Source organism: Colwellia sp. BRX8-7 (assembly GCF_014077275.1).
GTDB lineage: Bacteria > Pseudomonadota > Gammaproteobacteria > Enterobacterales > Alteromonadaceae > Colwellia_A.
Genome location: NZ_JACGVP010000022.1, coordinates 1 through 25384 on the forward strand (window position 1 = coordinate 1; position 25384 = coordinate 25384).

A 25384-nucleotide genomic window follows, 5' to 3' on the forward strand; every position below is an offset into this window, starting at 1 on the left:
ACAGCGTGAGCACAAATATCAATAGCAAAGACTTGAGATAATGTAAAAATACGCTGTTCAATCCAATGACGCCTGTGCTCGTAACTGACACCGGTTTCTTTATCAACACCACATAAAAAGGCTTTTCGAACGGTTTGACTGCAAATATGATAATACGGCGTATCAGATAAACTGATTTGTTGTGAACGAGGCTTAGGCATAACAATCACCACACTTATAAGAGGGTGAATTAAGTGTAGTTTATCGTTGAAAAAACAAACAAGTTATTATGGGTGGCTTAATGGGAAATGTTAAGATTCATTCCATTTAATGAGAAAAAAATAGGAAAAACAATTAATTCTTTCATTAGCGAGATAGTCTCTGCTTAGTTGCGCGTTCACCAAATTATTCATATCATGCAACATTCTGTATACATTATCTGACTTTTTATGATTGAATTTATTTTACTGCTTTTAGGTAGTGCTCATGGATTTTATTTATCTTTTGCGCTGCTAACCAAGAACAACAAAGAAAACAATGCCAATTTACTACTAGCTCTATTTGTTTTTGTTTTGGCTTTAAGACTGTCATTTATGGTGTTAGATGTTGCTGGTTTTCTTAACCTTAGTCCACACTTAATCGAACTAGATGCTCCTATTGCCTTTTTGTTTGGACCATTACTGTTTCTGTACGTGAACAAATTGACCTCGCCATCATTTTATAAAGTTAACATTTTACACTTTTTGCCTTTTATATTAGCAGTAGTAATATCACTGCCGTTTTATTGGCAAAGTGCTGAATTTAAACTTGCTTGGTTTACTGATACGCCTACAACTTTACTTGGACTTTGGTATTTAACTATTTTTGATATGATTTTCATTCCATTAAAATTAGTCATATTAGCCTTATATATAGTCTGTGTTTATCAGCGATTAATTCAACATCGAACTGATATAGCTGATGATTTTTCAAATGTTGAGAAAATAAGCCTAACCTGGCTGATGAGGCTATTCAGTACGATTGTTTTGTTGTTTTTGTTTTGGGTATTTAGTGAAACCATCGAGATTTATGTAGAACCTTGTTCAGAGAGTGTAATGGGCATTTCTTGTGGGGAACTGGAGTCAATTGTTATTGGTTTGAGGAGATTAGCCGAATATGGTCTGGTTATTTGTTTTTACTTGATCAGTATTTATGGATTAAAACAGCCTGTAATATTTACTGTAAACAGAATCACTAATGATAGTAAAAATATCATTGATCTTAGTGATGAGAAAAAAATAGAAAGTATTACAGAGACGAAAGAGCAGCTTATGATTAGAGATGAGAAATACCAAAACTCTTCTTTAACAGAAGAGTTATCAGCCAAAGTATTTGATGAAATCACTCGTTTTATTAATCAAGATAATTTGTATTTAGACTCTGAATTATCACTCTCGCAACTTGCACTGCAAAGTGGTTTTTCTAAACATCATTTGTCGCAAGCGATTAATCAATGCGCCAATAAAACATTTTTTGATTTCATTAATTATCTACGTGTAGAGTATGCACAATCTTTATTGCATCGCGAACATAAAATGAATGTTTTGGAAGTTTCGGTCGCAGCAGGTTTTAATTCTCGTTCGTCTTTTTATAATGCTTTTAAAAAGCATACACAATTAACTCCCAGTCAGTATAAAAAACAGCGCAGATTAAAAACATGCACTACCTAGCTTTATTGGGATAATCGTGAATATAAAATCAAATTAATCTGTCCTTTGTTATCGGGAAAGACAGAAAATGTTAACAACTATGGCAGGGTAGTGGCTACTTACAACGTTTAAAGGTATTACCCGTGTATATAAAAAAATCAATATTATCATCGGTCATGGTCTACTTCTTATTAGCTTTATTATACGGCTGTGGTGGAAGCTCGTCTGACGAAACAGGTTTGACTAATAATGTTTCGCATGAGCGTCAGTCGAATCATATAAAAGCGCTATTTTTTGGCACTGGTCCATACTCTGCGCCTGGCAATGACCCTGGCTGTCCTGGCTCGCGTGGACGTTGGGTATCATTTCCTGTGGGCAGCCTACTTGAGGTAATAATTCCTACAGAAACGACTGATGATGACTATCAATTCGTTGTTGAAGAAATGGATAAGATTAATACTGCTGTTGCGGGTTACTTCACAACTTTGGTCGTACGAAGTGAAAAAAGTGACCTTACTAACCCACAAGAAAATCAAATAACCTTTAACTTTGTTGATCGTGCTGGAATGAAAAAATACTGTGGTACGGCAGTAGGAGGTGGTTGCATAGATATGGATTTTCACAAGGGAGGAGATTATATTATTAAAAATGGAACGTCTTTCTATCCGGTTGATAGAGGTATTTTCGATGTTCATGAAGTTGGTCACGGTATTGGTCTTTGTCATGTAAATCAGCAAGTCTTTCCTGAAGGGACTATGGCTTCAGCGGGTGGTTCAACAGGCGTTATTCCGCGATTTAGCGACTCTGAACTGGCCGCTATCAACTTCGTATTTACTTCAGGCATGACTGTTGGCTCAACAGAACAGGAGTTCTGGGACGCTGGGTTACTGCCTTAGAATAAATATAAATATTAGTTAATTAAAGCTAAAAAATAAAGCCGAATAATGGGGGCTAAAGGGACTTGAACCCTCGACAATCGGAATCACAATCTGGTGTCTGTATCGGGGCTAGTTAGATTTAAATGTATCAGCTAGTTTTTGCGGATTTTGATCATAATATTACTTGGATTAAAGCGTAATTTGTTTGATTTGCAAACTCTCAGAAGAGTAACAGAGCAATAAAATTTAATATGTAATAATAAAGTTTTTCAAATCTATTTCTTTGAGTTCTGTAAATAAATGTACTATTCATTAATATTGTAAAGACAACAAAGTGCGGTTAGTTGACATAACGAATTGAAAAAATTAATGTCTTCTTAGAGCGAAAAGAGGAAGTTTGAATATTAGGAAGTTTGAATATTAGGAAGTTATGAAAGCTATATTGTACGTCACCTTTTTACTATTAAGCATGGGCGCAGCCTCCAAAGATATTAAATCACCAAGTAATTCTGAATTACTCACTTCATACAATAACCTTAAAACTAAAGCTTTCGATGGTGATATTAATAGCCAATATGACATATTCCATCTTGTCAGCAGTAATAAACCGACTCTAAATGAATATCTTACTGAAGCATTCAAATTTATGATTAAAGCTGGTGATGCAGGACACACCGAAGCACAGTTTACTATTGGCTCTATGTATCAAACTGGGGATTTACTCGAAAAAAATAGTGATGTTGCTCTGGGGTGGCTTCTAGAGGCAGCTAAGAAAGACCATAGAAATGCACAAGTTTTTGTAGGATGGATTTATTCTATTAAAGCTATAGATGCAACAGATGAAAAAGAAAAAAATGATAATGAGAAACTAGCTATATATTGGTTTGAAAAATCAATTACAGATAAGTCTTTAATAGCATTTAAATACTATGGACTATTTCTTTTCATGGTTGATACATTTTCACCTAAAGCAGAGGATTTTTTAAGTAAAGTGTCTGAAAGTGGCGATATTGAAGCAATGTACTGGCTAGGTAAGATGTATGCTCATCGGTGGAGTGATAACAGAGGGGATTATGAATTTAACCTTGCACATTCATGGCTTGAAAAAGCGAAAGTAAATGGGTATAAATCTCAACAATTTATCAATGGTTTAAATGAAAGGAAAAAGAACTACCTAAAAAGAATAGCAAAAGAAAATAGTAAATAGCTCAGACATCCTACCGTCCGCTAATATGGCACTAAGCAGTCCTAAAATGGCTGGTTTTTGTTTCTATTTAAGGTCAACAAAGTGGTATTAGTGAGCCTTAAATAATTAATTTACCGACCATTTTGATGTTCTACTGCCAAGGTCTTCTTGGTGCAATTTACTGAAATTAACATAGAAAAATTTTTGTATATTTTCTAATGAATCGATTTTACTACTAAATTAATAGCTGAATGATGAATTTGGTACGTTTATGTAATACAGGAATTTAGACGCGCTTATCTCAATTAAGTCATCAACCATTTGTTTTATATGGGTTTCTACTGCTGAGAGTATATACATAACGTGCCATTTTTGGGATCGAATAACACATAGCTTGTTACTTTTATTCATAAAAGACACTCAATACAGAGAAGCTTGCTGGTAACTTACTAAATCTATTATATAAAATGTTGTGTGTGAATTAATCAGCTCGATATGTCGACAGTTTAAATCGAAATGCATACTAATAAGGTGTTAGGTTACTAAGGAAAGTTTATTAAATGCCCTCACCGATATTTTTGGTCTATGGGGCTCATTACTTATAATCTTTACTAGGCAAAAATAAGGTGTTTAAGTAGGGCAAAAAAGTGGGCTAGAGCCTGTAACAAAATCTGTTACAGGTTCGTATAAATAGTTAAAATATAGTGCTCCGTTACTTAATACTAATATTGGTGTTAATTATTGACTTTAAAGCGACCGACTAAATTTGTTAAATCTTTGGATAAAACAAGTAAGTCATTCGATCCATCGGCCAATGTATCAGCAGTATTAACAATACCTTTTGCCGATTGATTAATGCCACTAATATCGTCATTGATTAAGTCCGATGAACTGCACTGTTGATCTGCGGCTTGAGTAATACGCGAGATATTTACCTTCATTTGTCCAACCAAAGTACTGATTTCGTTAAATGATTGGTTCGCTTGTTCAATTTTATTGATAGCCTGTTTCGATTGTTCGACATTCACGCCCATTTGTTGAGAAACAACACGTGTTTTATCCAGCAAGTTCATTAATACAGCATCAATTTCTTCGGTAGCGCCTCGCGAGCGTTGCGCTAATGTTCTCACTTCATCTGCGACCACAGCAAAGCCTCGCCCTTGCTCGCCAGCTCTTGCCGCTTCAATAGCCGCATTAAGTGCTAACAGATTGGTTTGTTCAGCAATGCTTCTGATAACATCTAATATTTTAGTAATATTCTCACTTTCCAGTTCAAGTGACTTCATCGATTGAGATGATTCACTTAACGATTGATTTAACGAACTCACTTCACTTACCGTGACAGAAATTAACGAAATACCCTTTTTGGAGTACTCTTCAGTTTTCATAATAGTCGTTGAACTTTCTTGGCAGTCGTTTGATGTTTGATGTGCTATATCTGTCATCGTTGCGATAAGGTTATTCACATTATCTATTGATTGTTCTTGTTTATGGCTTACTGCTTTTACATCAGCGATTTGTATACCCGATTGATTAGCCACCACATTTAATGTTGATGCACAGGTTTTAATATCAACAACAAGCTGATGAATCGAGTCTAAGAATTGATTAAACCATTGAGCCAATTCACTGACTTCATCTTGACCAATAATCTCTAGTCGCTTAGTTAAATTTCCATCACCTTGTGCAATATCACGCAAACCTTCAGCCACACGGTTAATGGGTTGAACAATACGATTGGCTAACCAAAATCCTATGGCAATAAATAATGTAACCATGATAAAGGCAATCACGGTAATGGTCTGACTCATATTATATGCAGGCGCTAAAATTTCATCGCTATGGATGACGCCAACAAATCGCCACTTTAGTTCTTTTGAATAATAACTGGCAACGTCAACATCTTCACCTAAATGCTCGGTAGAAAAATGATCTTGATTTGGACTTTTTTGTAATATGGAAAATAATGATGATGATGAAAGATCTTTAATATTTTTGAAGTTATTCTCGGGTGTTTTGGCATCAGCTAATACGGTTCCTGACTCATCAATAAGAATGAGATAGCCGCTTTCACCTAGTTTTGTATTACTTAATATATCCGTTAATGTTGAAAGGGTAACATCTAGACCTTGTACACCTATGATGTCGCCTTGCTTATTTTTGACCACTAATGCAGAAGTTACTACAGGTTTTCCTATGACATCTTGATATGCTTCAGTAATAATTGGAGCGTTTGGAGAGGCTAGCGCCTGTTTGTACCAAGGACGTTGTCTTGGATCATAACCTCCAAGCACTTCTAACGGATATTGAACAAAGCCACCTTCTTTGGTGCCTGTATATACGTATAGTAAATCAGGGTGTGATGAACCAAAATCTTCATATAGCTTATATAAATTTAATTCTTCGACAGAATCATTTTTTGGCTCCATCATATGATCAGAGTCAATATAAGTATGAGTATTATCAGGAAGTTGGGTTGTCAATTTATTTTGAGCTAAAAATTTTACGTTAGCTTTGATTTGTTGGAAGAACAATTGAAAGCCGTTGTCTACTTGCCTTAATTCATCCTGAGTGCGTTCCACAAAGCTTGTTGAAGATATAGAAATCGTCATTGATATACTGACAATTGCAATGGCAATAATTGGTAAAATAACCGTAGCAGCAAAGCTCAACGTTAGTTTAGAGCGAATATTCATAAAAATTCATTAAATAATCGTAAATGTAGCCATAATATAACTGAGAATCATACTGAGACCAAGCCCAAATGAGTCAGAGTGAAAGTATTGGCTAAACTACAAAACTGTGACCGATTTTACTTGCCCATTTCAGTATCTTAAAAATCCAAAAGTTTTCAAAAAAGCTTCAACCAAATTACAGTAAATTCAGGTCCAGTTGAGCCGTTGAAAGAAAGCTCTTCTCGCAGACACAAAACAAAAACACGCCTCAACAAACTTCACGGAAAAATCTCTTGCCATCTATGATTATTAGTTGTGTTTTTTTAGTGAAAGTTTATCAGTGAAGAATAGCCACTTTGCTTTGTCTATAGGTGTTTTAGTTTATATTGCCCATTATTTTAAGGCTTTATTTATTATATTTACCAATTATTTACATAAATAGCAGGAAATATTCTATATATTTATTACACTTAGGGTTAACTATAACAATAATACGAATTAATAATGTCAAACTTTCTCTTTAAAGAAGAATCTGCAGATGAGCCTTTAACGTCAAAACCAAAGAAGCACAAGGTCTGGCGGATACTTGTCATTGATGATGATGAATCTGTGCATCAAGTCACTCGACTGGTTTTAGCGGATGCTACTATTGAACACAGAAGCTTAGAAATTGTTTCGGCTTATTCTTCTATTGAAGCACGTGACATATTATTAAAAGATGATACCTTTTGCATGGCCTTTGTTGATGTTGTTATGGAAACTGATCATGCAGGCTTAGAGCTTGTTGAATGGATCCGTAATACCTTAAAAAACCAAGCAATACGTCTTATTCTAAGAACGGGTCAGGCAGGTTCAGCTCCTGAAGCTAAAGTGATTAAAGAATTTGATATTAATGACTATAAAGAAAAAACTGATTTTACTGCCGGTAAAATGACTACAACTGTCTACGCAAGTATTCGGGCTTACCGTGACATAATGACGATACAACGTAGTTTAGATGCTTTTAAACAGTTAATAAAAACCACTCATGATCTTTTGAAAATTAATCAATTCAAGCCTTTTGGCTCTGCTGCTTTAGAACACTTATTGACTTTAATGGATGTTGACAGCTCTGCGCTTTATATTGCCCGAAGCCAATTAGAATATGATGAAACTAGCTCAAATCTGATTATTGCCTGTACCGGTAAGTATGTGAGTGAGTCAGATAGTCTTGAAGCGTCAGATATTTCTAGTGATGTTAAATATTTAATCCAGAAAGCGTTCGAAAATAAAAAGCATTATTTCACCGATGAAATATTTGTTGGATATTATGAAACATCAGGCAATTCAGTCTCAGTACTTTATATTGAATTCGAAGATGACGCAGAGCATTTTAAAGCCAGTTTAGCCGAGTTGTTTGCCACTAATGTTGCCCTTATCCTTGATAGTTTATCCAAACAACATGAGCTAGAAAAAACTCAGAAAGAACTGCTCTATATCGTTGGAGAAGCGATTGAAACGCGTAGTAAAGATACTGGGGCTCACGTTCATCGAGTTGCACTTATTTGTGAACTGTTAGCGAAAAAATTACAACTAAGTGAGGCCTTTGTTAATGCTATTCGCTTAGCTGCACCACTACATGATATTGGTAAGGTGGTTATTCCCGTTAATTTACTCCATAAACCGGGCAAGCTTGATAACAACGAATGGGAAATTATGAAAACTCATGCCGACGCAGGGTTTCAATTATTGTCAAAATCTAAAACGAGTGTTTCAAAGCTAGGTGCCAGGTTAGCACGTTACCATCATGAAAATTGGGATGGCAGTGGTTACCCCGATGGCTTAAGTGGTGAAGAAATACCGCTTGAAGCACGTATTATGGCTATTGCAGACGTTTTCGATACCTTGGGCTCTGAAAGTTGTTATAAAGATAAATGGTCTGATACCGAGATAAAAGCTTTCTTAATTGAACAAAGCGGCAAAAAGTTTGAAGCAAAAATGATTGATGTGTTTATAGAAAACTATGATGAGTTTTGCCAAATTAGAGTGTTAAATCCAGGTGAATCTCCATTGTAAAACTGTATAAGCAACCGAGGTTATTACTGTCAATTAGGGGAAAGAGTAGAACATTTTTATTAATGTTCTACTCTCTTGTTAACATGAACTTAATTTTGGCTTATCTTATCGACTGTGGCTGAACAAGCTTCAAGGAATATATCCATAAAATATTCAACTTCAGGCATTTCTTTTTTTAACCCGTCTAGTTTTATTTCTAATCGCTCTTTAACGTGTAAAAACTCAGGGTTGTGATGATTGAGCTCATCGAGTGCTTTGATATAAGCAACTAAAATGTCCGCCGCTTTTACTATCGCTTTATAATGGACTTCAACGTTATCTTGAACAATAATATTCGAAAAAAGTTCCTGAAACTCTTCAGGTAAAGACGCTAAACATTCTTTTTCTGCTAGGTACTCTATCTTCTTGAATTCTCTTGCAATTTCTTTATTAGCATATTTAGTTGGGCTAACAATATCGCCATAGCGAGTTTCACTTGCCTCATGATATAAAGCGATAGTGGCGACACGGTCAGCATTGATGTTACCGCCAAATTTCTTATTTTTAATGACCGCTAGCAAGTGAGCGACAATCGCAACTTGATGGGAGTGCTCGGCAACGTTTTCTGGCTTCACACAAAACATTAGCGCCCAACGTTTGATTAACGGCATTCTGAACATCCAAGCTAAAAAAGTACTCTGCATGGTTATTTCCTTAATATAAGTAGTTATTGGCTATAGGTACTGAAAAAATTCTTAAGTTTGGTCATTGCCGGCACTAATTCGTCAACATGGGGTAGAAAAACCAAACGAAAATAATTTTTCTCCTGAATGTTAAACGCACCGCCATGAACCAAAAGAATTTTTTCTTGTCTGAGTAAATCTAAAATCATTTTCTCATCATCAAGAATGTTAAATTTTTCTTGGTCAACTTTAACAAACAAATACAAGGCCCCCATCGCAGGGTTACAAGATAAACCATCAATTTCGTTGATCATTTTATGCGCTAGATTTCGCTGCTTGATTAAACGGCCATCATCCTTTATTAATTCATTAATACTTTGATAGCCACCTAATGCTGTTTGAATAGCATGTTGACAAGGCACGTTGGCACATAAGCGCATTGAAGCAAGAATATTCAAACCTTCTAAGTAATCTTCCGCATGAAATTTAGGACCACTAATTACCATCCACCCAGCGCGAAAGCCCGCGATACGGTAATTTTTTGATAAACCGCCCATGGTAATAATTAAGACATCTTGTGCCAAACTCGCGGTAGGTATATGGGTAGCTTCGTCATACAAAATCTTGTCATAAATTTCGTCACTGAAAATAATTAAGTCGTGCTTAAGTGCTAGTTCAATAATGCCCTTTAACAGCGCTTCACTGTAAACAGCGCCCGTTGGGTTATTGGGGTTAATTAGCACAATAGCTTTTGTTTTATCGGTGATCTTGTTCGCCATATCTACTAGGTCAGGAAACCATTGGTTTTCTTCGTCACAGCGATAATGAATAGCTTTGCCACCCGATAGCGCTACGGATGCTGTCCATAAGGGGTAATCGGGTGCGGGTATCAAGACTTCATCGTCATTATTTAATAACGCTTGCATCGCCATCACAATTAATTCACTGACACCATTACCGATAAAAATATCTTCAACGCTAACATCTAATATACCTTGTTGCTGAAAATACTGCATCACGGCAACACGTGCTGAATAAATACCTTTAGATTCGCAATACCCTTGAGCTGTAGGCAGGTTGCGAATAACATCTTTTAAAATATCATCGGGGGCAGCAAAACCAAACGGGGCAGGGTTACCGATATTAAGCTTTAATATTTTATGGCCTTCATCTTCTAATTTTCGAGCTTCGGCGGCGATTTGTCCTCTAATTTCATAACAAACATTATTCAATTTTGATGATTTTTTGATGTTTTTCATTAGCGGCGTCTCATAGAATATTTTCATATTGTGGTTGATTATGTATCCCTCATTGTTACTAATAATCAACCGCTTTGAAACAGTTACTTGCAAGTTTCTTATAGCATTAATGAAATAAAAGCGTCATCTTGTTATTAATTGAGTGAAATTTAAGCATGGAGGTCAATAATGCCATTACCTTTATTATGGTTAGGGGCTGCTGCAATATCAGTATTCGCGGTAAAAGAGTTAGCCGACGACCGCAAGAAACAGCAAAGAAAACGCTTTTATTATCGTGATGTACAATGTCTCGGTCGGTTTAATGAACATGAATCTCCGGTTGTCCAGTATCCAACTGATTTGTTTACTACCACGGAAAAAGTGAAACCAGAAATTGGCGCAATTGTTTGTTGTGGGGTTGGCGGTATACTTGATCACACCGGTATTTGGGTTGGTGACAATACAATTGTTGAACTCGATGGTAATGGTTTAATTAAAGCTATTTCGGTGCAACGCTTTACTAAGGAGCGCTCAGGAAAACATATTTTTATTGCTTGTGATTCAACAGCAAAACCTTTTGCCAGTGAACTTGCCGCGCAACGTGCTCAGCAACAAATTTTTCAATACCGAGATTATCATATGATAGAAAATAACTGTCACCAATTTATTTGGCAATGTTTTAAACCCCATGATAAGAATTTAACAACGTTTAAGGCGCTTAATATTCGCTTAGCGAAATTATACGATCGGAAAATTTATTGGGATATTTGTGATTGCTGATCAGTTAACTAGATAAATTAGTAGTATTTATCACTATACTTTTATCGGTAAGGCAATCAGAATATAGCTCAATAATATTGTGTACAATGAAGGTTTACTTTTGAAACTTTGGTTAAAAAGAATTTTACTCTTGTTCGTTTCACTGTTTTGCTTTGCTATCATTGTCATTTTTATGGCCTTACAGTCAACGCCGCAGTTGCAAAGAACACATCAAATCGATGCTAATTCGGCGACAGAAAATAAACGTATTACTCAGCGTTTAATTCAGTCCTTAAAGAGTGATCAGCAACCGATTAAATTGCAAGCTACTCAGGCTGAACTTCATGGACTCAGTGCTTTTGGTCACCGTGCCATTCCACAACTAAGCTCTGATGTGGTTTTATTTAAAGACAGTGCTTTAATTAACTTTTCTATAGCCTTGCCTTTACCCAAGTTTATAAAATACCTTAATGTGGAGATGATGCTTGTTTCTTCAAAGGAAGGTCTTGATTTGGGCACTGTTTATATTGGTAATGTTGCGCTCCCGGGTAATGGATTGCTTAAATTGGCTGAATGGTTTACTAACCTATATGTAAAAGAAGAATTTGGCAGCACGCTATTAAGCATGATCAAAAGCGTTGATATTAGTGCAGAGAAAATTTCTGTAGATATTGTGCTTTCAGATGATTTAAAAAATGAGCCATTAAGCAATAAAAATAGTCTTTTTGCTTTACGTGACCAACTTGCGTTATATGGTGATGTTGAGGTGATACGGTTTTATTATCAAAGCCTTGTTGACACGATTGAGCAGTCAAAAACGCTTAAGCTTTCGTTTACTCAATATGTTGGTTTTACTTTTGGTTTAGTAAAACAACGTAATTTAGCCGCAATAACTGATTCACCGGCAAAAGAGAATCGAGCGGCTTTAATGGCCTTAGTGCTTTATTTTGGTACCGATAAGTTTGAGCTCTTAGTAGGGGATATTTCTAAGCTGTCAGCAGAGCAAATACAACAGCGAACAATACGCCGAGCAAGGGTTACGTTACGCGAAAGAGTGGATATTCAAAAGCATTTTATTTACTCCGTTGCTTTGCAGCTATTTGGCACCAGTACCGCAAGTAATGCTATTGGCGAGCTAAAAGAATTTTTAGACTCAAACAGTGGTGGTAGTGGTTTTAGTTTTGCCGACTTGATGGCCGATCGGGCTGGAACTCGCCTGGCAATGCTGGCGACAACTTCGGATGAAAGCGCCTTAAAAGTGCAAGAACACTTGGCCGATATCATTAATGAAAGCTTGATTTTACCTGAATTGACGGGTTTACCCGAAGGTATATCCCAAAAGAAATTCGAACAATATTATCGTGATATTGATTCGTTAGTTTATCGTAGCATGCTGCAAAGCATTGATGAGCGTTTACGTAAAATTCCTGTTTATCAAGATTAACTAAAGCGCTAGCCAGCAATAAAAAACGCGACCTTAAGGTCGCGTTTTTATGTTCAATATGAGGGGATATATTCACAACTGCCTGGATGCCAGAGCCGAAGATGGTTTTTATCAAATACCATCAACTCTCAAGTCATTATTACTGAATCCTTGCACCTCACCGTTAATCAATGTGATGTTTAGCCAAATAAAGACATGACATCACTGATTGCCATTAACGATTTTTCACCACTAATACGGTTTTTTACTTCAACGTTCTGTTCATCAAGATTACGTTCACCAACAATTAATAATATTGGCGTACCAATTAATTCATGGTCGGCAAACATCACACCCGGACGTTCTTTACGGTCATCGAAGATAACTTCAATTCCAGCTTGCTGTAATTGTGTGTATAAAGCTTCTGCGGTTTCTTTAACACGAGCAGACTTTGCCATATTCATTGGAACAATCGCTACTTGAAATGGTGCAATGGCTGCTGGCCATTTTATGCCATTTTCATCGTGATTTTGTTCAATAGCCGCAGCAACAATACGTGAAACGCCTATGCCATAGCAGCCCATAGTTAACGTTTGATTTTTACCATTTTCTGTTAATACGCCACAATTCATTGCTTGTGCGTATTTTTCGCCTAACTGGAAAATATGGCCCACTTCAATACCGCGCTTAATGACAATATTACCAAGACCACAAGGGCTAGGATCGCCTTCGACGATGTTACGGATATCTTGAATGTTGATTTCATCACAATCACGTTTCCAGTTAACCCCAGTATAAGATTGACCGTTTACGTTGGCACCACAGACAAAGTCGCTTAGACGAGCAGCACTGCGGTCTACAATAACGTCAACAGGTAAGCCTTTAGGGCCTAATGAGGTGATATGGCAGTTAGCAATTGCAGATATTTGTTCATCAGTTGCAAATGTTAAAGGTGAAGCGATAGCAGATAAATTTTCAACTTTAACTTCATTTAGTTGATGATCGCCACGAAGCACTAGAGCAATGAATTTTTCTGGCTCACCTTTAGCACTAGAGCCAAGCACTAATAGTGTTTTAACTGTAGTTTTTAAATCTATGTTTGAGGTTTTGATTAAACGTTCAAGCTTTAATTCTACCTTAGTCAATTCCTGAGTTGGCTCTGCTCGTTCGCCTAGCGGCGCAATAGCTTCAGCTTTCTCAACGTTTGCTGCAAAATCGCTACCGTCACTAAAGGCAATATCGTCTTCGCCAGAGTCAGCTAAAACATGAAATTCATGTGAAGCTTCACCACCAATAGAACCTGTGTCAGCAATGACTGGGCGGTAATCCAAACCTAAACGGTCGAAAATACGGCAATAGGCGTCAAACATAATTTGGTAAGTTTTCTTTAAACACTCTTCGCCTAAATGGAAAGAGTAGGCGTCTTTCATTAAAAATTCACGACCACGCATCACACCAAATCGAGGGCGTATTTCATCGCGAAATTTTGTTTGAATTTGAAATATATTCAGCGGTAATTGTTTATAACTATTTATTTCATTAGCGACTAGTTTTGTAATGACTTCTTCGTGCGTTGGACCTAAAACGAAGGCACGGTCATGACGGTCATTTATGCGCAGTAGCTCAGGGCCATAATCATTTAAACGTCCAGACTCTTCCCATAAATCAGCAGGTTGAACCATAGGCATTAATACTTCAATAGCGCCTGCTCGCTCCATTTCTTCACGAACAATATTTTCAACTTTTCTTAATACTTTGAGACCTGTGGGTAACCAAGTATATAAACCCGAAGCAACATTTCGAACAAGTCCGGCACGTAACATTAATTGGTGACTGATCACTTCGGCGCTGGCTGGCGTTTCTTTCAAGGTAGAAAGTAGGTATTGAGTAGTACGCATTGACTAAAGGTTCCGTAAAATATCAAGTATATAATTGTCGGTTATTCTAGCAGGGCGGGGCGATGGGCAAAAGGAAAATATAAACTCAGATGAATAAAGTTTAACGCATTAAAGAGTCAGTTTTAGCTATCTGCACGGGTTATTTAATTAAATAAAATAAAGTCTAACCATTAAGTGCCAGTGTACATTTTAATTACTTGAGCTCATCTTCGTATCAAGGCTAGGTAAAATGATCGCCCTTTGGTATTAATTGCGGGTGTTTATCTTAAGTAATTGTTGATATTATTTTGGCAGTTCTGTTACTTTATCGGCAGGTATATTTAATGACAACAACTCTTTTAAATGGCGTGGTGATCACTTTATGCAAGTTTTAGTTACGGCAATTTTAGCTCAGGTCGGCTCGGTTGTTTTAGGTAAGCCTAACGAAATACGTCTAGCTCTGGCGTGTCTATTAGCAAGAGGTCATCTTTTGATAGAAGATTTACCAGGCATGGGTAAAACCACGTTAGCGCAGGTGTTAGCACAAACGCTTGGACTTAGTTATCAACGAACGCAGTTTACCAGTGACTTGTTACCGGCGGATGTTATTGGTATCTCAATATTTAATCCTGACACTAAAAAGTTTGAGCTCCATCGAGGACCAATTTTTAATCAGGTGGTGTTAAGTGACGAAATCAACAGAGCAAGTCCTAAAACACAAAGCGCTTTACTTGAAGCAATGGAAGAGCATCAGGTTAGTATTGATGGGACAACCTACCCACTGCCACAACCCTTTTTTGTTATCGCCACACAAAATCCTTTAATACATGCGGGCACATACCCTTTACCTGAGTCACAACTCGATCGATTTATGATGCGTATATCTCTGGGATTTCCTGATATAGCGGCAGAAAAACAAATTTTACAGAGTGAAAGTAGCCACGCGAGCTATAAAAAGCTATTACCTTGTGTTGATACCGACAAACTTATCGCCATGCAAGCTGCTGTATCACAAGTGACGGTATCAGATAATATTATTGACTATGTTATCGCCTTAAATCATGTCAGTCGTCAACAAGGGTTTGCTGGTAGACCTTTATCACCAAGAGCTGGACAAGCACTGGTGGCTGCAGCGAAAGCATGGGCCTTTATCGATGAGAGGACCTATGTCATCCCCGAAGATATTCAAACCGTCTTTAGTTCGGTATGTCAACACAGACTTGAGTTGACCACGCTTGGCTTTGGTGAGCAACAAGAGAAAATTTCAGCGCAGGTTATTGCACAAGTTAATGTTTTAAACCCACTGAATTCATAATGTATATCAATGACGTTAACTATAAATAGCGTTAACTCAATAATAGAGACAACAGTGAAAAAACTGGCAATACCGATAAAAAATTATCTTAGTCGCTTTGCTAATAAGCAATTTAATCGTTGGCTAAAGCGTCGGATACCGCCTGCAAAAAAGCATAAATTATCAAATCATAATATTTTTATTATGCCAAGCCGGTTTGGTGTTGTTTATCTCTTTTTTGTGGTGTTGTTATTCCTTTTAGCAACCAACTATCAAAATAATGTCATCATGTTATTAAGTTACTTAATGGCGAGTGTGTTCATTACCACTATGATGCACAGTTTTTTTAACTTATCGGGTTTGGCAATATCTGCAGATAAAACTGCCCTAGGGTATGCAAATCAAAATATACACTTTCCTATTAAGATATCTTCAGCTAATAAACGTCTTGCGATTAACTTTTGCTTTGATGACCAAGCTGTTCTTCATCTCCCTCAAAGTGAACCAGGCGAACAAACTGTTTATGTTTGCTGCTCCTACCCAAACCGAGGAGTATATACTCCGGGTCGGTTGAAAGTGTCGAGTGAATATTCGTTAGGTTTATTTATCACCTGGACAAGAATCGATTTTGACCAGCAATGTATTGTTTATCCTCAAGCCATGTCTTTAAGTTATCGACAAAGTGATTTTGGCGATGCAGAGCAAGAAAATGTATTTTCACAAAGCAGTAAACCGGGTGTCGATGATTTTTTTGAACTTAAAGCCTATCTTCCGGGAGAGCCACTTTCTCGTCTTGCATGGAAACAATTCGCGCGCGGTCAAGGTCGGTTAACTAAGCATTATCACCAACAACAAGGAACAAGGTGTTGGCTAAAGCTTAACGATATGCCCAATCACGGACTGGAGAAGCAACTCGCATACCTGTGTTTTCTAGTCAGTGAATACCACCGTAGCGAGCAAGTATTTGGTTTGGATTTAGTAGCAGAAAAAATACAGCCTAGCCAAGGTGAATTTCATTTTAAAGAATGTTTAATGGCGCTAGCCATTTATCCTAAGTCGCTACGATGATAAATAATACAGTAACAGGTGAAAAATTTAGCTTATTACCTCAACATGCCTGGGTGTTGCTTGTTTGTCAGTGCCTTAATTTAGCTTTACTTGTTAGTGAATTAACCCTCTGGATGTTGTTCATTATTGCTGTTTGTCTATGCTGGCGTGGCTTAACGCTTATTAAGCCAGCAATAAAACCACAGCGACTCATTATCTTATTGCTGGCTTGCTCTGGTTCTATTGCTATAGCACTAAGTGGTCGAGAATTAGGGGTCTTATTAAGCATGTTACATTTGCTTTGCTTTGCTTATGCTTTAAAAAGTTTAGAGTTAACTAGCCGCAAAGATTTTTATCAAATTGTTCTACTGGGTATTTTTATACTGGCATCGGTGCTTATTTTTTCTCAATCCTTATTTTTGTCGCTTTTCGTCTTTTGCTTACTAGTGTTAAATTTAAGCCTGCTGTTAGCCTATTTTTCAGCGTCACTGAACATTAAAAATAATCTTTCTCAAAGTGCAATAACCGTGTTGAAGAGTATTCCGCTTGCTGTGGTTTTATTTATCGTTTTTCCTCGAGTTGCGCCTTTTTGGCAAGTACCATCAGCAAAGTCTGCCCAAACAGGTTTAGCAGAAAGTGTTACACCGGGAGATGTAGCCAATTTAGCCAGATCTTCAGCATTGGCCTTTCGAGTGAAGTTTTTTACCGATATCCCGCAATACAACCAATTGTATTGGCGAGCAATGGTTATGGATGTTTTTGATGGGCGGACATGGCAACAGAGCAAAAATAGTTGGGCAAATATTGAGGAGCAGGCAAGTTCACTTAGCCTTAGCCGTGCGACATTAAGCGGAGCACAAACCCGTTATCAAGTCATGGTTGAGCCGAGTTATCAACGTTGGCTTTTTTCTTTAGCCGTGGTTGACCCTAAAAGTTTGACTAATAATCAAGTGACCATCAGGCCATTACCCAATTACACCATTATAAATAGTAAGCCTGTTAGTCAAACAACCAGTTATCAAATCAGTAGTTATACTCAATCGTTGCTTGATGCGCCGTTAAGTGACTACCAATGGCTAACAAGTTTACAACTACCCACCGACAGTAACCCTAAACTGAAAGCGCAAGGCCAACAACTTAAGTTAAACTACCCAGATGAAATTGAACGTGCACAAGCTATTTTGGATATGATTAGAGAACAAGACTTCTATTACACGTTAACGCCGCCTTTATTAAATGGGGCTAAATTAGGGCATGAATTAGACCAGTTTTTCTATCAAACTAAAAAAGGCTTTTGTGTTCATTATGCCAGTGTCTTTACTTTTATGATGAGAGCGTCTGGTGTTCCTGCTCGCTTGGTCACTGGCTATTTAGGTGGCGAGTATAATAAACAAAGTGGTCATCTTAGCATCTACCAATATGATGCCCATGCATGGGCTGAAATTTGGGTTAATGGCCAAGGTTGGGTAAGGGTAGATCCCACGGCGGCGGTTAACCCAGAACGAGTAGAAAGTGGGCTTTCACAAATGTTACAGCAAGATGCCTTGTTCAATAACGACTTGCTAAATTTACATCGATACAAACACCTCGCTTGGATCAATAGTCTGCGCTTACAGCTTGATGCGCTAGATTATCAATGGACAAGATTGGTTTTAGGTTATTCATCAAAAAAACAATATGATTTACTTAAACAGTGGTTTGGTGATCTTCGGGCTTGGAAAATAGCGGCAGTTATTGGTGGATCATTAATGTTAATGATGGCTGTGTTGTGGTTAGTTAATTTAAAGAGGGGTAAAGATAAACCGCCGGTAAAATGGTTAGCTCAGTATCAGCAAATAATAACGCGATTAAAAGCTAAAGGCTTAATAAAAGCTGACACTATGCCCGCGAGTCAATTTTCAAGGCTAGTTATTGAACGATTCCCTATGTTATCGAAAAACTTCATTGGCTATACCCAATGCTTTGAGGCACTTATGTATCAAGCATTATCCCCCCAGGAAAAAGAGCAGTGCTTAATCGAAATGAATCGCTACCAAAGACAATTAAAAAAACAATTAAAGCAGCTTAAAAAAACGTCAACGGGCAGCCATTAATTTACTTGATAAGTTGAACTTGCCATTTTACATTGTTTTAGTAGTTGGCTGAACTCATTAATGCCGCGGTCAAAACTGTCAGCAGGTAAGAATAAATGGTAACCAAAAGCAGAAGATAATCGTTCACTTTGATGGAGAAATGCCGCAATGGGTCCTTTTACAGGCTCTCCGTTTGATAGAATAAAGGGCTCAAAATTAATTTGAGCTTGTTCCATTGTCATTAGCTGATGCAATACCCCATAAATAATTAATCCTTGTTGTTGATGGATTAACCTATTCGCTAATCTAACGGAAATGTTTTTAGCAATATTATCGATATGAACCAATCGTATACCGATATAAGGTAATGTTTCACGTTCTATACCAACAACTTCAGCAACAATATTAATATTTTGTATATCTTGCCATGCTAATTGCCAGTGACCATAACGGTGATTAAAGGTTATTTTATCAGGCGTCAAATAGAGGCTAATGGCAGGTTCAAAAAGTTTAACTGCACCTACCAAAGTAATAACCAGACAGAGAAGGATCATAAAAATGTAGGCGAATCTATATGATTGCCAATAATGTTGAGCGAATAAAAGCGTAGTAAGTAAAAGTAACACGCCAAAAATAACAAGAGAGATCCCGTTATGTTTAGCGATGGGTTTAATTATTATGCTTGGATGTTGCACAGCTTTACCAGTCATTTAACCATCATTATTTTTTATTGATAATGCAAATATGCCTAATTATTTGTGCGTTTAACAGCGTATTTTTAAATCTACTGTCTTCAATGTTCATTAATATATGTTTATGTCTGCTTGAGTGCATCATATTATCACCACAAATAACTATATTTATCTGTGGTGTCCTATTCATACTTAAAGGAGATTAGTTTTTTTGTGAGCGCTTATGGTTAAACCATACCACAGCTTTATAGACAACTAGGACAAATATAGTCCAAAAAATAGCATGATAAAATGCATGAAAAGAGCCTTCACCCAAACCGTGATCATCATGGGCGAATGCTTGCGCCGAAAAGAGGTAAATAAAACTGACAAGTAGCGTTATAAATTTCATGGTTAATCCTTTTTTTAATGTTTAATGTTTAATGTTTACTAGCTATAGATAATGAAGTCGTTATCGCAAAAATTACATCTGCAACATGCCTTCTTTTTCGATAAAGGCTATGATCTCGGCCAAACCTTGTTGTGTTTTCATATTTGAGAAAACAAAGGGTTTATCACCGCGCATTTTTTTAGTATCTCTATCCATCACCTCAAGTGATGCGCCGACTAAATCAGCAACATCTATTTTATTAATAATTAATAAATCAGACTTAGTTATACCTGGACCTCCTTTACGTGGGATTTTATCTCCGGCTGAAACATCAATAACATAAAGGGTTAAATCGGAAAGTTCAGGGCTAAACGTTGCGCTTAAGTTGTCACCGCCACTTTCAATTAATACAAAGTCTAGAGTAGGGTGAAGTTCTTGTAGTTCGTCAATGGCTGCTAGGTTCATTGAGGCATCTTCACGAATCGCCGTATGAGGACAGCCACCGGTTTCAACGCCGATAATTCTGTCTGCTGCGAGAGCGTCATTTTTAGTTAAAAATTCAGCATCTTCACGCGTATAAATGTCGTTGGTGACCACTGCCATATCATATTTATTACGTAGCGCTAAGCATAGCTGTCGTAATAATGCGGTTTTTCCTGAGCCTACCGGGCCGCCAACACCAATGCGTAAAACTTGTTTTATCATTTTTTATTTCTCTTTTTATTTTTATAAAGCATGTTATTAATCAACTTAATATATTAAGAACGAAAAAGTCGTGAATATTGTGTTTCATGCCAAGCACTTGCCATGGCTAAGTGCGGCAGACTGGCACCAATATCGTTATCTGAAATACCGTTTGATTTTTCAATAATTAATGGCGTCTGTTCAGATAATTCAAATAGGAGGTTTTGTGCCTGAGTTTGCCCAAGAGGCACTAGTTTTGTCGCTGCTGCGACTTGGTTGTCGATGAATGTCCAGCAGTAACCACTTTGTGCTGAAATTAAATCTAACTTAAAGACATAAGCGCAAAGCGCAAAAGCACTAACAAAGCTGATTTCTTTAAGCGTTATTATTGCTTGATAAGCGGCTAAATTAAGGTTGTTTAGCTGTTTTATTAATCTTATTAAGGCTTTGCCCATTGCTAAATCAGCCAATAATAATTCATGACTTTCTCGACAAGCAATTAAATGGTTATTCCAGTCGTTAAAATCGTCAAAATCATTTATTGATAAGGCGTTAAATAATCGTTTTAAAATGGCTAAATCGGTTTGTGCTATAGACTCCTCTAAATTAATCTTTATCCAACTTGCGGTCGTTTCTGATGATGTTAACCAACCCATTTCAACGCCATACTCTAATGCTTGTGAAAACGCAAAACCGCCCACGGGTAGGTTTGCGCTGCATAACTGTAATAACCGATTAAGCTTAATCGGCTCGGCGAGTGTTATTTCTGCTGGTACTAGTGACACAGGGTTCACTGCAGGTTTAGTGGGCATGGGCGTGGCCGTGGCTACTAACGCCATAAGCACCATTTTCAGGTTCAAATATTGTTGGGGTTTTATCAATCGTTAAACCATATTTCTGTGCAAGTTCTTCTAATACATGATCGGGTTTAAAACGTACCCATAACTCGCCTATTTGCAGTGAGGTGTGGCGATTACCTAAGTGATAACAAACTTTACAAAAGGTTAACCAGTCAGTTGCAATGGCGGTTGATACAGGTTCCGCTTGACCTTTTATTTCAATGAATAATCCACAGTCTGTTTTTAGTACTTCACCGACTAATAATGGCTGTCCACGCGCCATAAAAATACCTATGTCTAAACCACCATCCGTTTTACCTTTAATACGTGCTTTTTTACGGGTGTCTTGATCTAAAGTTATTGAGTCAGCTATATTCTGGTGAGTATGGTCAAAACGCTGATGTGCTTGTAGCATGTAATTTCCTAATCTTTTAGTTTTATTGAATCACTTATTTCTTATTTAAAATAGGCAGTAAAGTTGTGCAAGTGGCAAAGTTACTGCAGGCTCACAGGTTAATAGTTCGCCATTGGCACGTACTTCATATGTTTGAGCATCAACGTCTATTTTGGGCTGCCAACTATTATGAATCATGTCGTTTTTACCAATGTTTCGAGTGTTTTTACAGACACCAATCATCCGTGTCATGCCTATTTTTTCAGGTACATTAGCGTCAATAGATGCTTGTGACATAAAAGTCATTGAAGTTTTGGCTGAGGCACTGCCATAGGCTGCAAACATTGGGCGGAAATAGACAGGTTGCGGTGTTGGAATAGACGCGTTTGCATCGCCCATTGGCGCTGCTGCTATCATGCCTGACTTTAAAATTAGCGCAGGTTTTATACCAAAAAATGCCGGTTTCCATAGCACTAAATCAGCTAGTTTCCCGACCTCAATAGAGCCGACCTCATGGCTAATGCCGTGGCTAATTGCAGGGTTTATAGTATATTTAGCGATATAGCGTTTTATACGAAAGTTATCATTTCGTTCAGTATCGGGAGCTAATGGTCCTCGTTGTTGTTTCATTTTATGTGCGGTTTGCCAAGTACGAGTGATCATTTCACCGACTCGTCCCATGGCTTGTGAATCAGAAGCGATCATACTAATAGCGCCTAAATCATGCATAATATCTTCGGCGGCAATACTTTCCTTGCGAATACGTGAATCAGCAAAAGCAATATCTTCAGGGATAGACGGGTCTAAGTGATGGCAAACCATTAACATATCCAAATGTTCATCAATAGTATTAATGGTATAAGGGCGTGTTGGGTTAGTGGAAGACGGTAAAACATTAGCCTCACCACATGCTTTAATAATATCCGGTGAATGCCCACCACCAGCCCCTTCAGTGTGATAGGTATGAATAGTACGACCTTTAAATGCTCCTAAGGTGTCCTCAACAAAACCAGACTCATTTAAGGTATCGGTATGAATCGCTATTTGAACATCGTAACGCTCGGCAACCGATAAACAATTATCAATTGCCGCGGGGGTTGTTCCCCAATCTTCATGAAGCTTTAAACCACAAACACCTGCTTCAATTTGCTCTTCTAGGGCAAGTGGTAAACTTGCATTACCTTTGCCTAAGAAACCAAAATTCATTGGGAAATCATTTGTTGCTTGCAACATTTTATGTATATACCAAGGACCTGGTGTGCAAGTCGTCGCCTTAGTACCTGTTGCTGGGCCTGTACCTCCACCAATCATAGTAGTAACACCCGACATGAGTGCTTCATCTATTTGTTGTGGACAAATAAAATGTATATGGGCGTCGATACCGCCTGCGGTCAGTATTTGCCCTTCGCCGGCTATAACCTCGGTGCCTGGACCCACTTCAATATCGATATTGTCTTGAATATCAGGATTGCCTGCTTTACCTATAATAGCGATACGACCCTCTTTAATACCAACATCAGCTTTAATTATTCCCCAGTGATCAAGAATAACGGCGTTGGTAATCACTAAATCAACGGTGTCAAAGCATGACGCTTGGCTTTGTCCCATGCCATCTCTAATGACCTTTCCCCCACCAAATTTTACTTCTTCACCGTATTGTGTGAAGTCTTTTTCAACTTCTAACCATAAATCTGTGTCGGCTAAACGAACTCGGTCACCGACTGTTGGTCCAAACATATGTGCGTAGGCGTTTTTATCAATACTGGCCATGATTATAAGTTTCCTTGTATTTCACCACGAAAACCAAAGATCCTGCGTTTGCCTTGAAAGGCAACCAGGGTTACTTGGCGTTCTTGCCCAGGTTCAAAACGAACGGCGGTACCTGAGGTGATATCTAAACGATATCCTTTGGCGTGTTCTCGATTAAAATGCAAGGCAGGGTTTACTTCAAAAAAATGATAATGAGAGCCAACTTGAATGGGTCTATCGCCAGAATTAGCCACCGTAATTTTCAATCGTTCACGGCCGACGTTGAGTTCGCGTTCGCCTTGGTCTGTTTTTATTTCACCTGGGATCATCTTTGCTTCTCTTGTGTTTAATGTCTAACTAGATCTTATGTAACCTTCTATAGAGGTTTAGTTAAATAATAGGATTATGAACGGTGACAAGTTTGGTACCATCAGGAAATGTAGCTTCTACTTGTACATCAGGAATTAATTCTGCAACTCCTTCCATGACTTGATCTCGGGTTAATAACGTGCGGCCATAATCCATCATTTGAGCGACAGTGTTACCATCTCTGGCCCCTTCAATAATCTCCATTGAAATATAAGCCATAGCTTCAGGATAATTTAATTTCACACCACGCTTTAAGCGTCGTTCTGCTAACAATGCGGCAGTAAAGAGCAGTAATTTATCTTTCTCTCTTGGTAATAAGTCCATGCTGTGCACCTTTGTTTATTTATTTAATAGTAAGGGGGGTCATTAAGTGTCTGATCAGGTATGCCAAATACGCGGAATGTTCGCTGGTTTTTCTAGGTATACCGGTCTGATTTTTTGCCATAATTTAATAAAAAGTGCTTTGCATTCTTCACTATGCTCACCTAAATAACGTATCACTAATAACTGGCGTATTTGGCTGATACTCACTTTTTCTTCGGCGTTTTCTTCACCCATACAGTCGCGTAATTGCGCTACGAGTGCTTTATTGTCAGCATCGCTAAGTAGACCTGCTGGGGCATAAGCTAAAAAAGTGGCAAAAACACTGTGGCTATTTAAACCTGCGATGTGTTGATGTACTCCACTGCTAGGTTTTATCGAAATTCTATCGTGATAAATTAAAGTGTTTTCACAATAAACACGGTTTAATTGGCTATAACTGCCATATTTAAAGGGTTGATTTGAAAGGGGTAAGCCCAAACAGGTAATATCCCAACCTAAATAAGCGCTATCACTTTTAAAGTGAACATCAACAGTATTAAATCCATCAGCCCCCTCATAAACGATCGTTTCTAAGGGGAAATTTTCACACTTCGCCTGATGGTTAATAATAATGTCAAGGTGTTGAACTTGTTTGGGATCACCAATTGTTAGGTTTGTTCTAGCGCGATAAAAGCGGTTAGCACCAGGCGTAGTTATTAAACTGTGGGCTTGTCTGTTGAGTTTAATGTTAATATTTAATTCATCACCCGACACTATGCCCGCTGGTGGGTGTAACAGATAAATATGTGCACAGTCGCCTCCTTCTGGGTAGAAAGCTTTTTGCACGCTTAATGGTCCATTGCGTTGAGTACGGGTAAGTTGAGTGCCAGTCGATGTAAAACTAAACTCTAAAGATAAGCTGGCAAACCATGCATTTTTAGGTACAGGGTTAATGGGAAAATTATTGATGGCTGGCTTAGCTGTCATGGTTATATGGGCTACTTTTTATTCTAACTTTCGCTGAAAGTAGAAGAGGGTGCATGGCTAAAGCTGTTTTGCACAAACTACGCCAAATAATAAAAGTTAATTATTTCAGTGTTATAACGAGATTGATTGGCTAAAAAAATAATGTCATCTAAGAAAGACTGTTT

22 protein-coding genes and 1 pseudogene are annotated in these 25384 nt (G+C 37.7%); 9 read left to right on the forward strand and 14 right to left on the reverse strand.

The genetic code is table 11. The features are described from left to right. Nucleotides 1-200 (reverse strand): annotated as a pseudogene (locus H4J57_RS17415) (transposase); the annotation flags it as partial. A 228-nt stretch (nucleotides 201-428) separates the two neighbouring features. On the opposite strand from H4J57_RS17415, the gene H4J57_RS17420 reads away from it, so the two are divergent. The 3 genes from H4J57_RS17420 to H4J57_RS17430 all read left to right on the forward strand — a co-directional run bounded on the left by H4J57_RS17420 (nucleotide 429) and on the right by H4J57_RS17430 (nucleotide 3752). Then, on the forward strand, nucleotides 429-1688 hold the full coding sequence (locus H4J57_RS17420) for an AraC family transcriptional regulator (RefSeq protein WP_182243743.1): 1260 nt from the start codon (nucleotides 429-431) through the stop codon (nucleotides 1686-1688). Between the two features lie 122 nt (nucleotides 1689-1810). Beyond that, entirely contained in the window at nucleotides 1811-2563 is a 753-nt protein-coding gene (locus tag H4J57_RS17425) for a hypothetical protein (RefSeq protein ID WP_182243744.1), read from the forward strand. Nucleotides 2564-2975: 412 nt separating this feature from the next. Then, nucleotides 2976-3752 (forward strand): tetratricopeptide repeat protein, encoded by a 777-nt coding sequence (locus tag H4J57_RS17430; RefSeq protein WP_182243745.1) that lies wholly within the window; start codon nucleotides 2976-2978, stop codon nucleotides 3750-3752. A gap of 713 nt (nucleotides 3753-4465) precedes the next feature. Here the strand turns inward: H4J57_RS17430 and H4J57_RS17435 are convergent. Further along, the gene (locus tag H4J57_RS17435) at nucleotides 4466-6427 is read right to left on the reverse strand and encodes a methyl-accepting chemotaxis protein (RefSeq protein WP_182222871.1); all 1962 of its coding nucleotides are present in this window, start codon (nucleotides 6425-6427) and stop codon (nucleotides 4466-4468) included. Nucleotides 6428-6910: 483 nt separating this feature from the next. On the opposite strand from H4J57_RS17435, the gene H4J57_RS17440 reads away from it, so the two are divergent. Further along, nucleotides 6911-8461 carry a response regulator gene (locus tag H4J57_RS17440; RefSeq protein WP_182243746.1) on the forward strand — a complete coding sequence of 517 codons (1551 nt, stop codon included), beginning with the start codon at nucleotides 6911-6913 and terminating at the stop codon, nucleotides 8459-8461. Nucleotides 8462-8550: 89 nt separating this feature from the next. On the opposite strand, the gene yfbR is transcribed toward H4J57_RS17440, so the two are convergent. Together yfbR and H4J57_RS17450 are read right to left on the reverse strand one after the other, a co-directional pair. Continuing rightward, complete coding sequence (yfbR, locus tag H4J57_RS17445) at nucleotides 8551-9144, reverse strand: 5'-deoxynucleotidase (RefSeq protein ID WP_182243747.1); 594 nt, start codon at nucleotides 9142-9144, stop codon at nucleotides 8551-8553. 23 nt (nucleotides 9145-9167) lie between these two features. Beyond that, nucleotides 9168-10382 carry a pyridoxal phosphate-dependent aminotransferase gene (locus H4J57_RS17450; RefSeq protein ID WP_182243748.1) on the reverse strand — a complete coding sequence of 405 codons (1215 nt, stop codon included), beginning with the start codon at nucleotides 10380-10382 and terminating at the stop codon, nucleotides 9168-9170. 168 nt (nucleotides 10383-10550) lie between these two features. Here H4J57_RS17450 and H4J57_RS17455 point away from each other — a divergent pair, with 168 nt between their 5' ends. Both H4J57_RS17455 and H4J57_RS17460 read left to right on the forward strand, forming a co-directional pair. Continuing rightward, complete coding sequence (locus tag H4J57_RS17455) at nucleotides 10551-11141, forward strand: hypothetical protein (RefSeq protein ID WP_182243749.1); 591 nt, start codon at nucleotides 10551-10553, stop codon at nucleotides 11139-11141. Nucleotides 11142-11241: 100 nt separating this feature from the next. Further along, a complete protein-coding gene (locus tag H4J57_RS17460; RefSeq protein WP_182243750.1) occupies nucleotides 11242-12564 on the forward strand; it encodes a hypothetical protein in 1323 nt (440 codons plus the stop codon). 179 nt (nucleotides 12565-12743) lie between these two features. Here H4J57_RS17460 and H4J57_RS17465 read toward each other — a convergent pair whose 3' ends face one another. Continuing rightward, nucleotides 12744-14441, reverse strand: coding sequence for a proline--tRNA ligase (locus tag H4J57_RS17465; RefSeq protein WP_182243751.1), 1698 nt, complete (start codon nucleotides 14439-14441; stop codon nucleotides 12744-12746). Nucleotides 14442-14802: 361 nt separating this feature from the next. Here H4J57_RS17465 and H4J57_RS17470 point away from each other — a divergent pair, with 361 nt between their 5' ends. Genes H4J57_RS17470 through H4J57_RS17480 form a run of 3 tightly spaced genes read left to right on the forward strand, consistent with a single transcriptional unit; the run spans nucleotide 14803 to nucleotide 18854 of the window. Beyond that, a complete protein-coding gene (locus H4J57_RS17470) occupies nucleotides 14803-15735 on the forward strand; it encodes a MoxR family ATPase (RefSeq protein ID WP_182243752.1) in 933 nt (310 codons plus the stop codon). Nucleotides 15736-15744: 9 nt separating this feature from the next. Next, complete coding sequence (locus H4J57_RS17475; protein ID WP_182243753.1) at nucleotides 15745-16782, forward strand: DUF58 domain-containing protein; 1038 nt, start codon at nucleotides 15745-15747, stop codon at nucleotides 16780-16782. Continuing rightward, entirely contained in the window at nucleotides 16779-18854 is a 2076-nt protein-coding gene (locus H4J57_RS17480; protein WP_182243754.1) for a DUF3488 and transglutaminase-like domain-containing protein, read from the forward strand. The genes H4J57_RS17475 and H4J57_RS17480 overlap by 4 nt, the downstream gene beginning before the upstream one ends. On the opposite strand, the gene H4J57_RS17485 is transcribed toward H4J57_RS17480, so the two are convergent. From H4J57_RS17485 to H4J57_RS17525, 9 genes are all read right to left on the reverse strand, one after another. Then, the gene (locus H4J57_RS17485; RefSeq protein WP_182217030.1) at nucleotides 18851-19543 is read right to left on the reverse strand and encodes a DUF2982 domain-containing protein; all 693 of its coding nucleotides are present in this window, start codon (nucleotides 19541-19543) and stop codon (nucleotides 18851-18853) included. The two genes, H4J57_RS17480 and H4J57_RS17485, sit on opposite strands and share 4 nt — an antisense overlap. 184 nt (nucleotides 19544-19727) lie before the next feature. Then, nucleotides 19728-19916 (reverse strand): hypothetical protein, encoded by a 189-nt coding sequence (locus H4J57_RS17490; protein ID WP_182243755.1) that lies wholly within the window; start codon nucleotides 19914-19916, stop codon nucleotides 19728-19730. Between the two features lie 72 nt (nucleotides 19917-19988). Next, the gene (ureG, locus tag H4J57_RS17495) at nucleotides 19989-20600 is read right to left on the reverse strand and encodes an urease accessory protein UreG (protein ID WP_182172872.1); all 612 of its coding nucleotides are present in this window, start codon (nucleotides 20598-20600) and stop codon (nucleotides 19989-19991) included. Between the two features lie 53 nt (nucleotides 20601-20653). Next, nucleotides 20654-21391: an urease accessory protein UreF gene (locus H4J57_RS17500; protein ID WP_182243756.1), complete on the reverse strand. Its 738-nt coding sequence runs from the start codon at nucleotides 21389-21391 to the stop codon at nucleotides 20654-20656. Then, nucleotides 21381-21833 (reverse strand): urease accessory protein UreE, encoded by a 453-nt coding sequence (locus H4J57_RS17505; protein ID WP_182243757.1) that lies wholly within the window; start codon nucleotides 21831-21833, stop codon nucleotides 21381-21383. The genes H4J57_RS17500 and H4J57_RS17505 overlap by 11 nt, the downstream gene beginning before the upstream one ends. A 45-nt stretch (nucleotides 21834-21878) precedes the next feature. After that, on the reverse strand, nucleotides 21879-23582 hold the full coding sequence (gene ureC / locus H4J57_RS17510) for an urease subunit alpha (RefSeq protein WP_182217022.1): 1704 nt from the start codon (nucleotides 23580-23582) through the stop codon (nucleotides 21879-21881). 2 nt (nucleotides 23583-23584) lie between these two features. Beyond that, a complete protein-coding gene (locus H4J57_RS17515; protein WP_182217020.1) occupies nucleotides 23585-23890 on the reverse strand; it encodes an urease subunit beta in 306 nt (101 codons plus the stop codon). A 61-nt stretch (nucleotides 23891-23951) separates the two neighbouring features. Beyond that, entirely contained in the window at nucleotides 23952-24254 is a 303-nt protein-coding gene (locus H4J57_RS17520) for an urease subunit gamma (RefSeq protein WP_182217019.1), read from the reverse strand. A 54-nt stretch (nucleotides 24255-24308) separates the two neighbouring features. After that, on the reverse strand, nucleotides 24309-25220 hold the full coding sequence (locus H4J57_RS17525; protein ID WP_182243758.1) for an urease accessory protein UreD: 912 nt from the start codon (nucleotides 25218-25220) through the stop codon (nucleotides 24309-24311). Nucleotides 25221-25384 lie beyond the last annotated feature (164 nt).

Excerpts from the sequence above, each read along its gene's own strand:
- H4J57_RS17470 (WP_182243752.1), top strand. The coding sequence starts at position 14,803 with ATGCAAGTTTTAGTTACGGCAATTTTAGCTCAGGTCGGCTCGGTTGTT.
- H4J57_RS17500 (WP_182243756.1), bottom strand. The coding sequence starts at position 21,391 with ATGCCCACTAAACCTGCAGTGAACCCTGTGTCACTAGTACCAGCAGAA.
- H4J57_RS17465 (WP_182243751.1), bottom strand. The coding sequence starts at position 14,441 with ATGCGTACTACTCAATACCTACTTTCTACCTTGAAAGAAACGCCAGCC.
- ureC (WP_182217022.1), bottom strand. The coding sequence starts at position 23,582 with ATGGCCAGTATTGATAAAAACGCCTACGCACATATGTTTGGACCAACA.
- H4J57_RS17505 (WP_182243757.1), bottom strand. The coding sequence starts at position 21,833 with ATGCTACAAGCACATCAGCGTTTTGACCATACTCACCAGAATATAGCT.
- H4J57_RS17435 (WP_182222871.1), bottom strand. The coding sequence starts at position 6,427 with ATGAATATTCGCTCTAAACTAACGTTGAGCTTTGCTGCTACGGTTATT.
- H4J57_RS17490 (WP_182243755.1), bottom strand. The coding sequence starts at position 19,916 with ATGAAATTTATAACGCTACTTGTCAGTTTTATTTACCTCTTTTCGGCG.
- H4J57_RS17525 (WP_182243758.1), bottom strand. The coding sequence starts at position 25,220 with ATGACAGCTAAGCCAGCCATCAATAATTTTCCCATTAACCCTGTACCT.
- yfbR (WP_182243747.1), bottom strand. The coding sequence starts at position 9,144 with ATGCAGAGTACTTTTTTAGCTTGGATGTTCAGAATGCCGTTAATCAAA.
- H4J57_RS17475 (WP_182243753.1), top strand. The coding sequence starts at position 15,745 with ATGACGTTAACTATAAATAGCGTTAACTCAATAATAGAGACAACAGTG.
- H4J57_RS17440 (WP_182243746.1), top strand. The coding sequence starts at position 6,911 with ATGTCAAACTTTCTCTTTAAAGAAGAATCTGCAGATGAGCCTTTAACG.
- H4J57_RS17520 (WP_182217019.1), bottom strand. The coding sequence starts at position 24,254 with ATGGACTTATTACCAAGAGAGAAAGATAAATTACTGCTCTTTACTGCC.
- H4J57_RS17485 (WP_182217030.1), bottom strand. The coding sequence starts at position 19,543 with ATGACTGGTAAAGCTGTGCAACATCCAAGCATAATAATTAAACCCATC.
- ureG (WP_182172872.1), bottom strand. The coding sequence starts at position 20,600 with ATGATAAAACAAGTTTTACGCATTGGTGTTGGCGGCCCGGTAGGCTCA.
- H4J57_RS17455 (WP_182243749.1), top strand. The coding sequence starts at position 10,551 with ATGCCATTACCTTTATTATGGTTAGGGGCTGCTGCAATATCAGTATTC.
- H4J57_RS17480 (WP_182243754.1), top strand. The coding sequence starts at position 16,779 with ATGATAAATAATACAGTAACAGGTGAAAAATTTAGCTTATTACCTCAA.
- H4J57_RS17515 (WP_182217020.1), bottom strand. The coding sequence starts at position 23,890 with ATGATCCCAGGTGAAATAAAAACAGACCAAGGCGAACGCGAACTCAAC.
- H4J57_RS17430 (WP_182243745.1), top strand. The coding sequence starts at position 2,976 with ATGAAAGCTATATTGTACGTCACCTTTTTACTATTAAGCATGGGCGCA.
- H4J57_RS17450 (WP_182243748.1), bottom strand. The coding sequence starts at position 10,382 with ATGAAAAACATCAAAAAATCATCAAAATTGAATAATGTTTGTTATGAA.
- H4J57_RS17420 (WP_182243743.1), top strand. The coding sequence starts at position 429 with ATGATTGAATTTATTTTACTGCTTTTAGGTAGTGCTCATGGATTTTAT.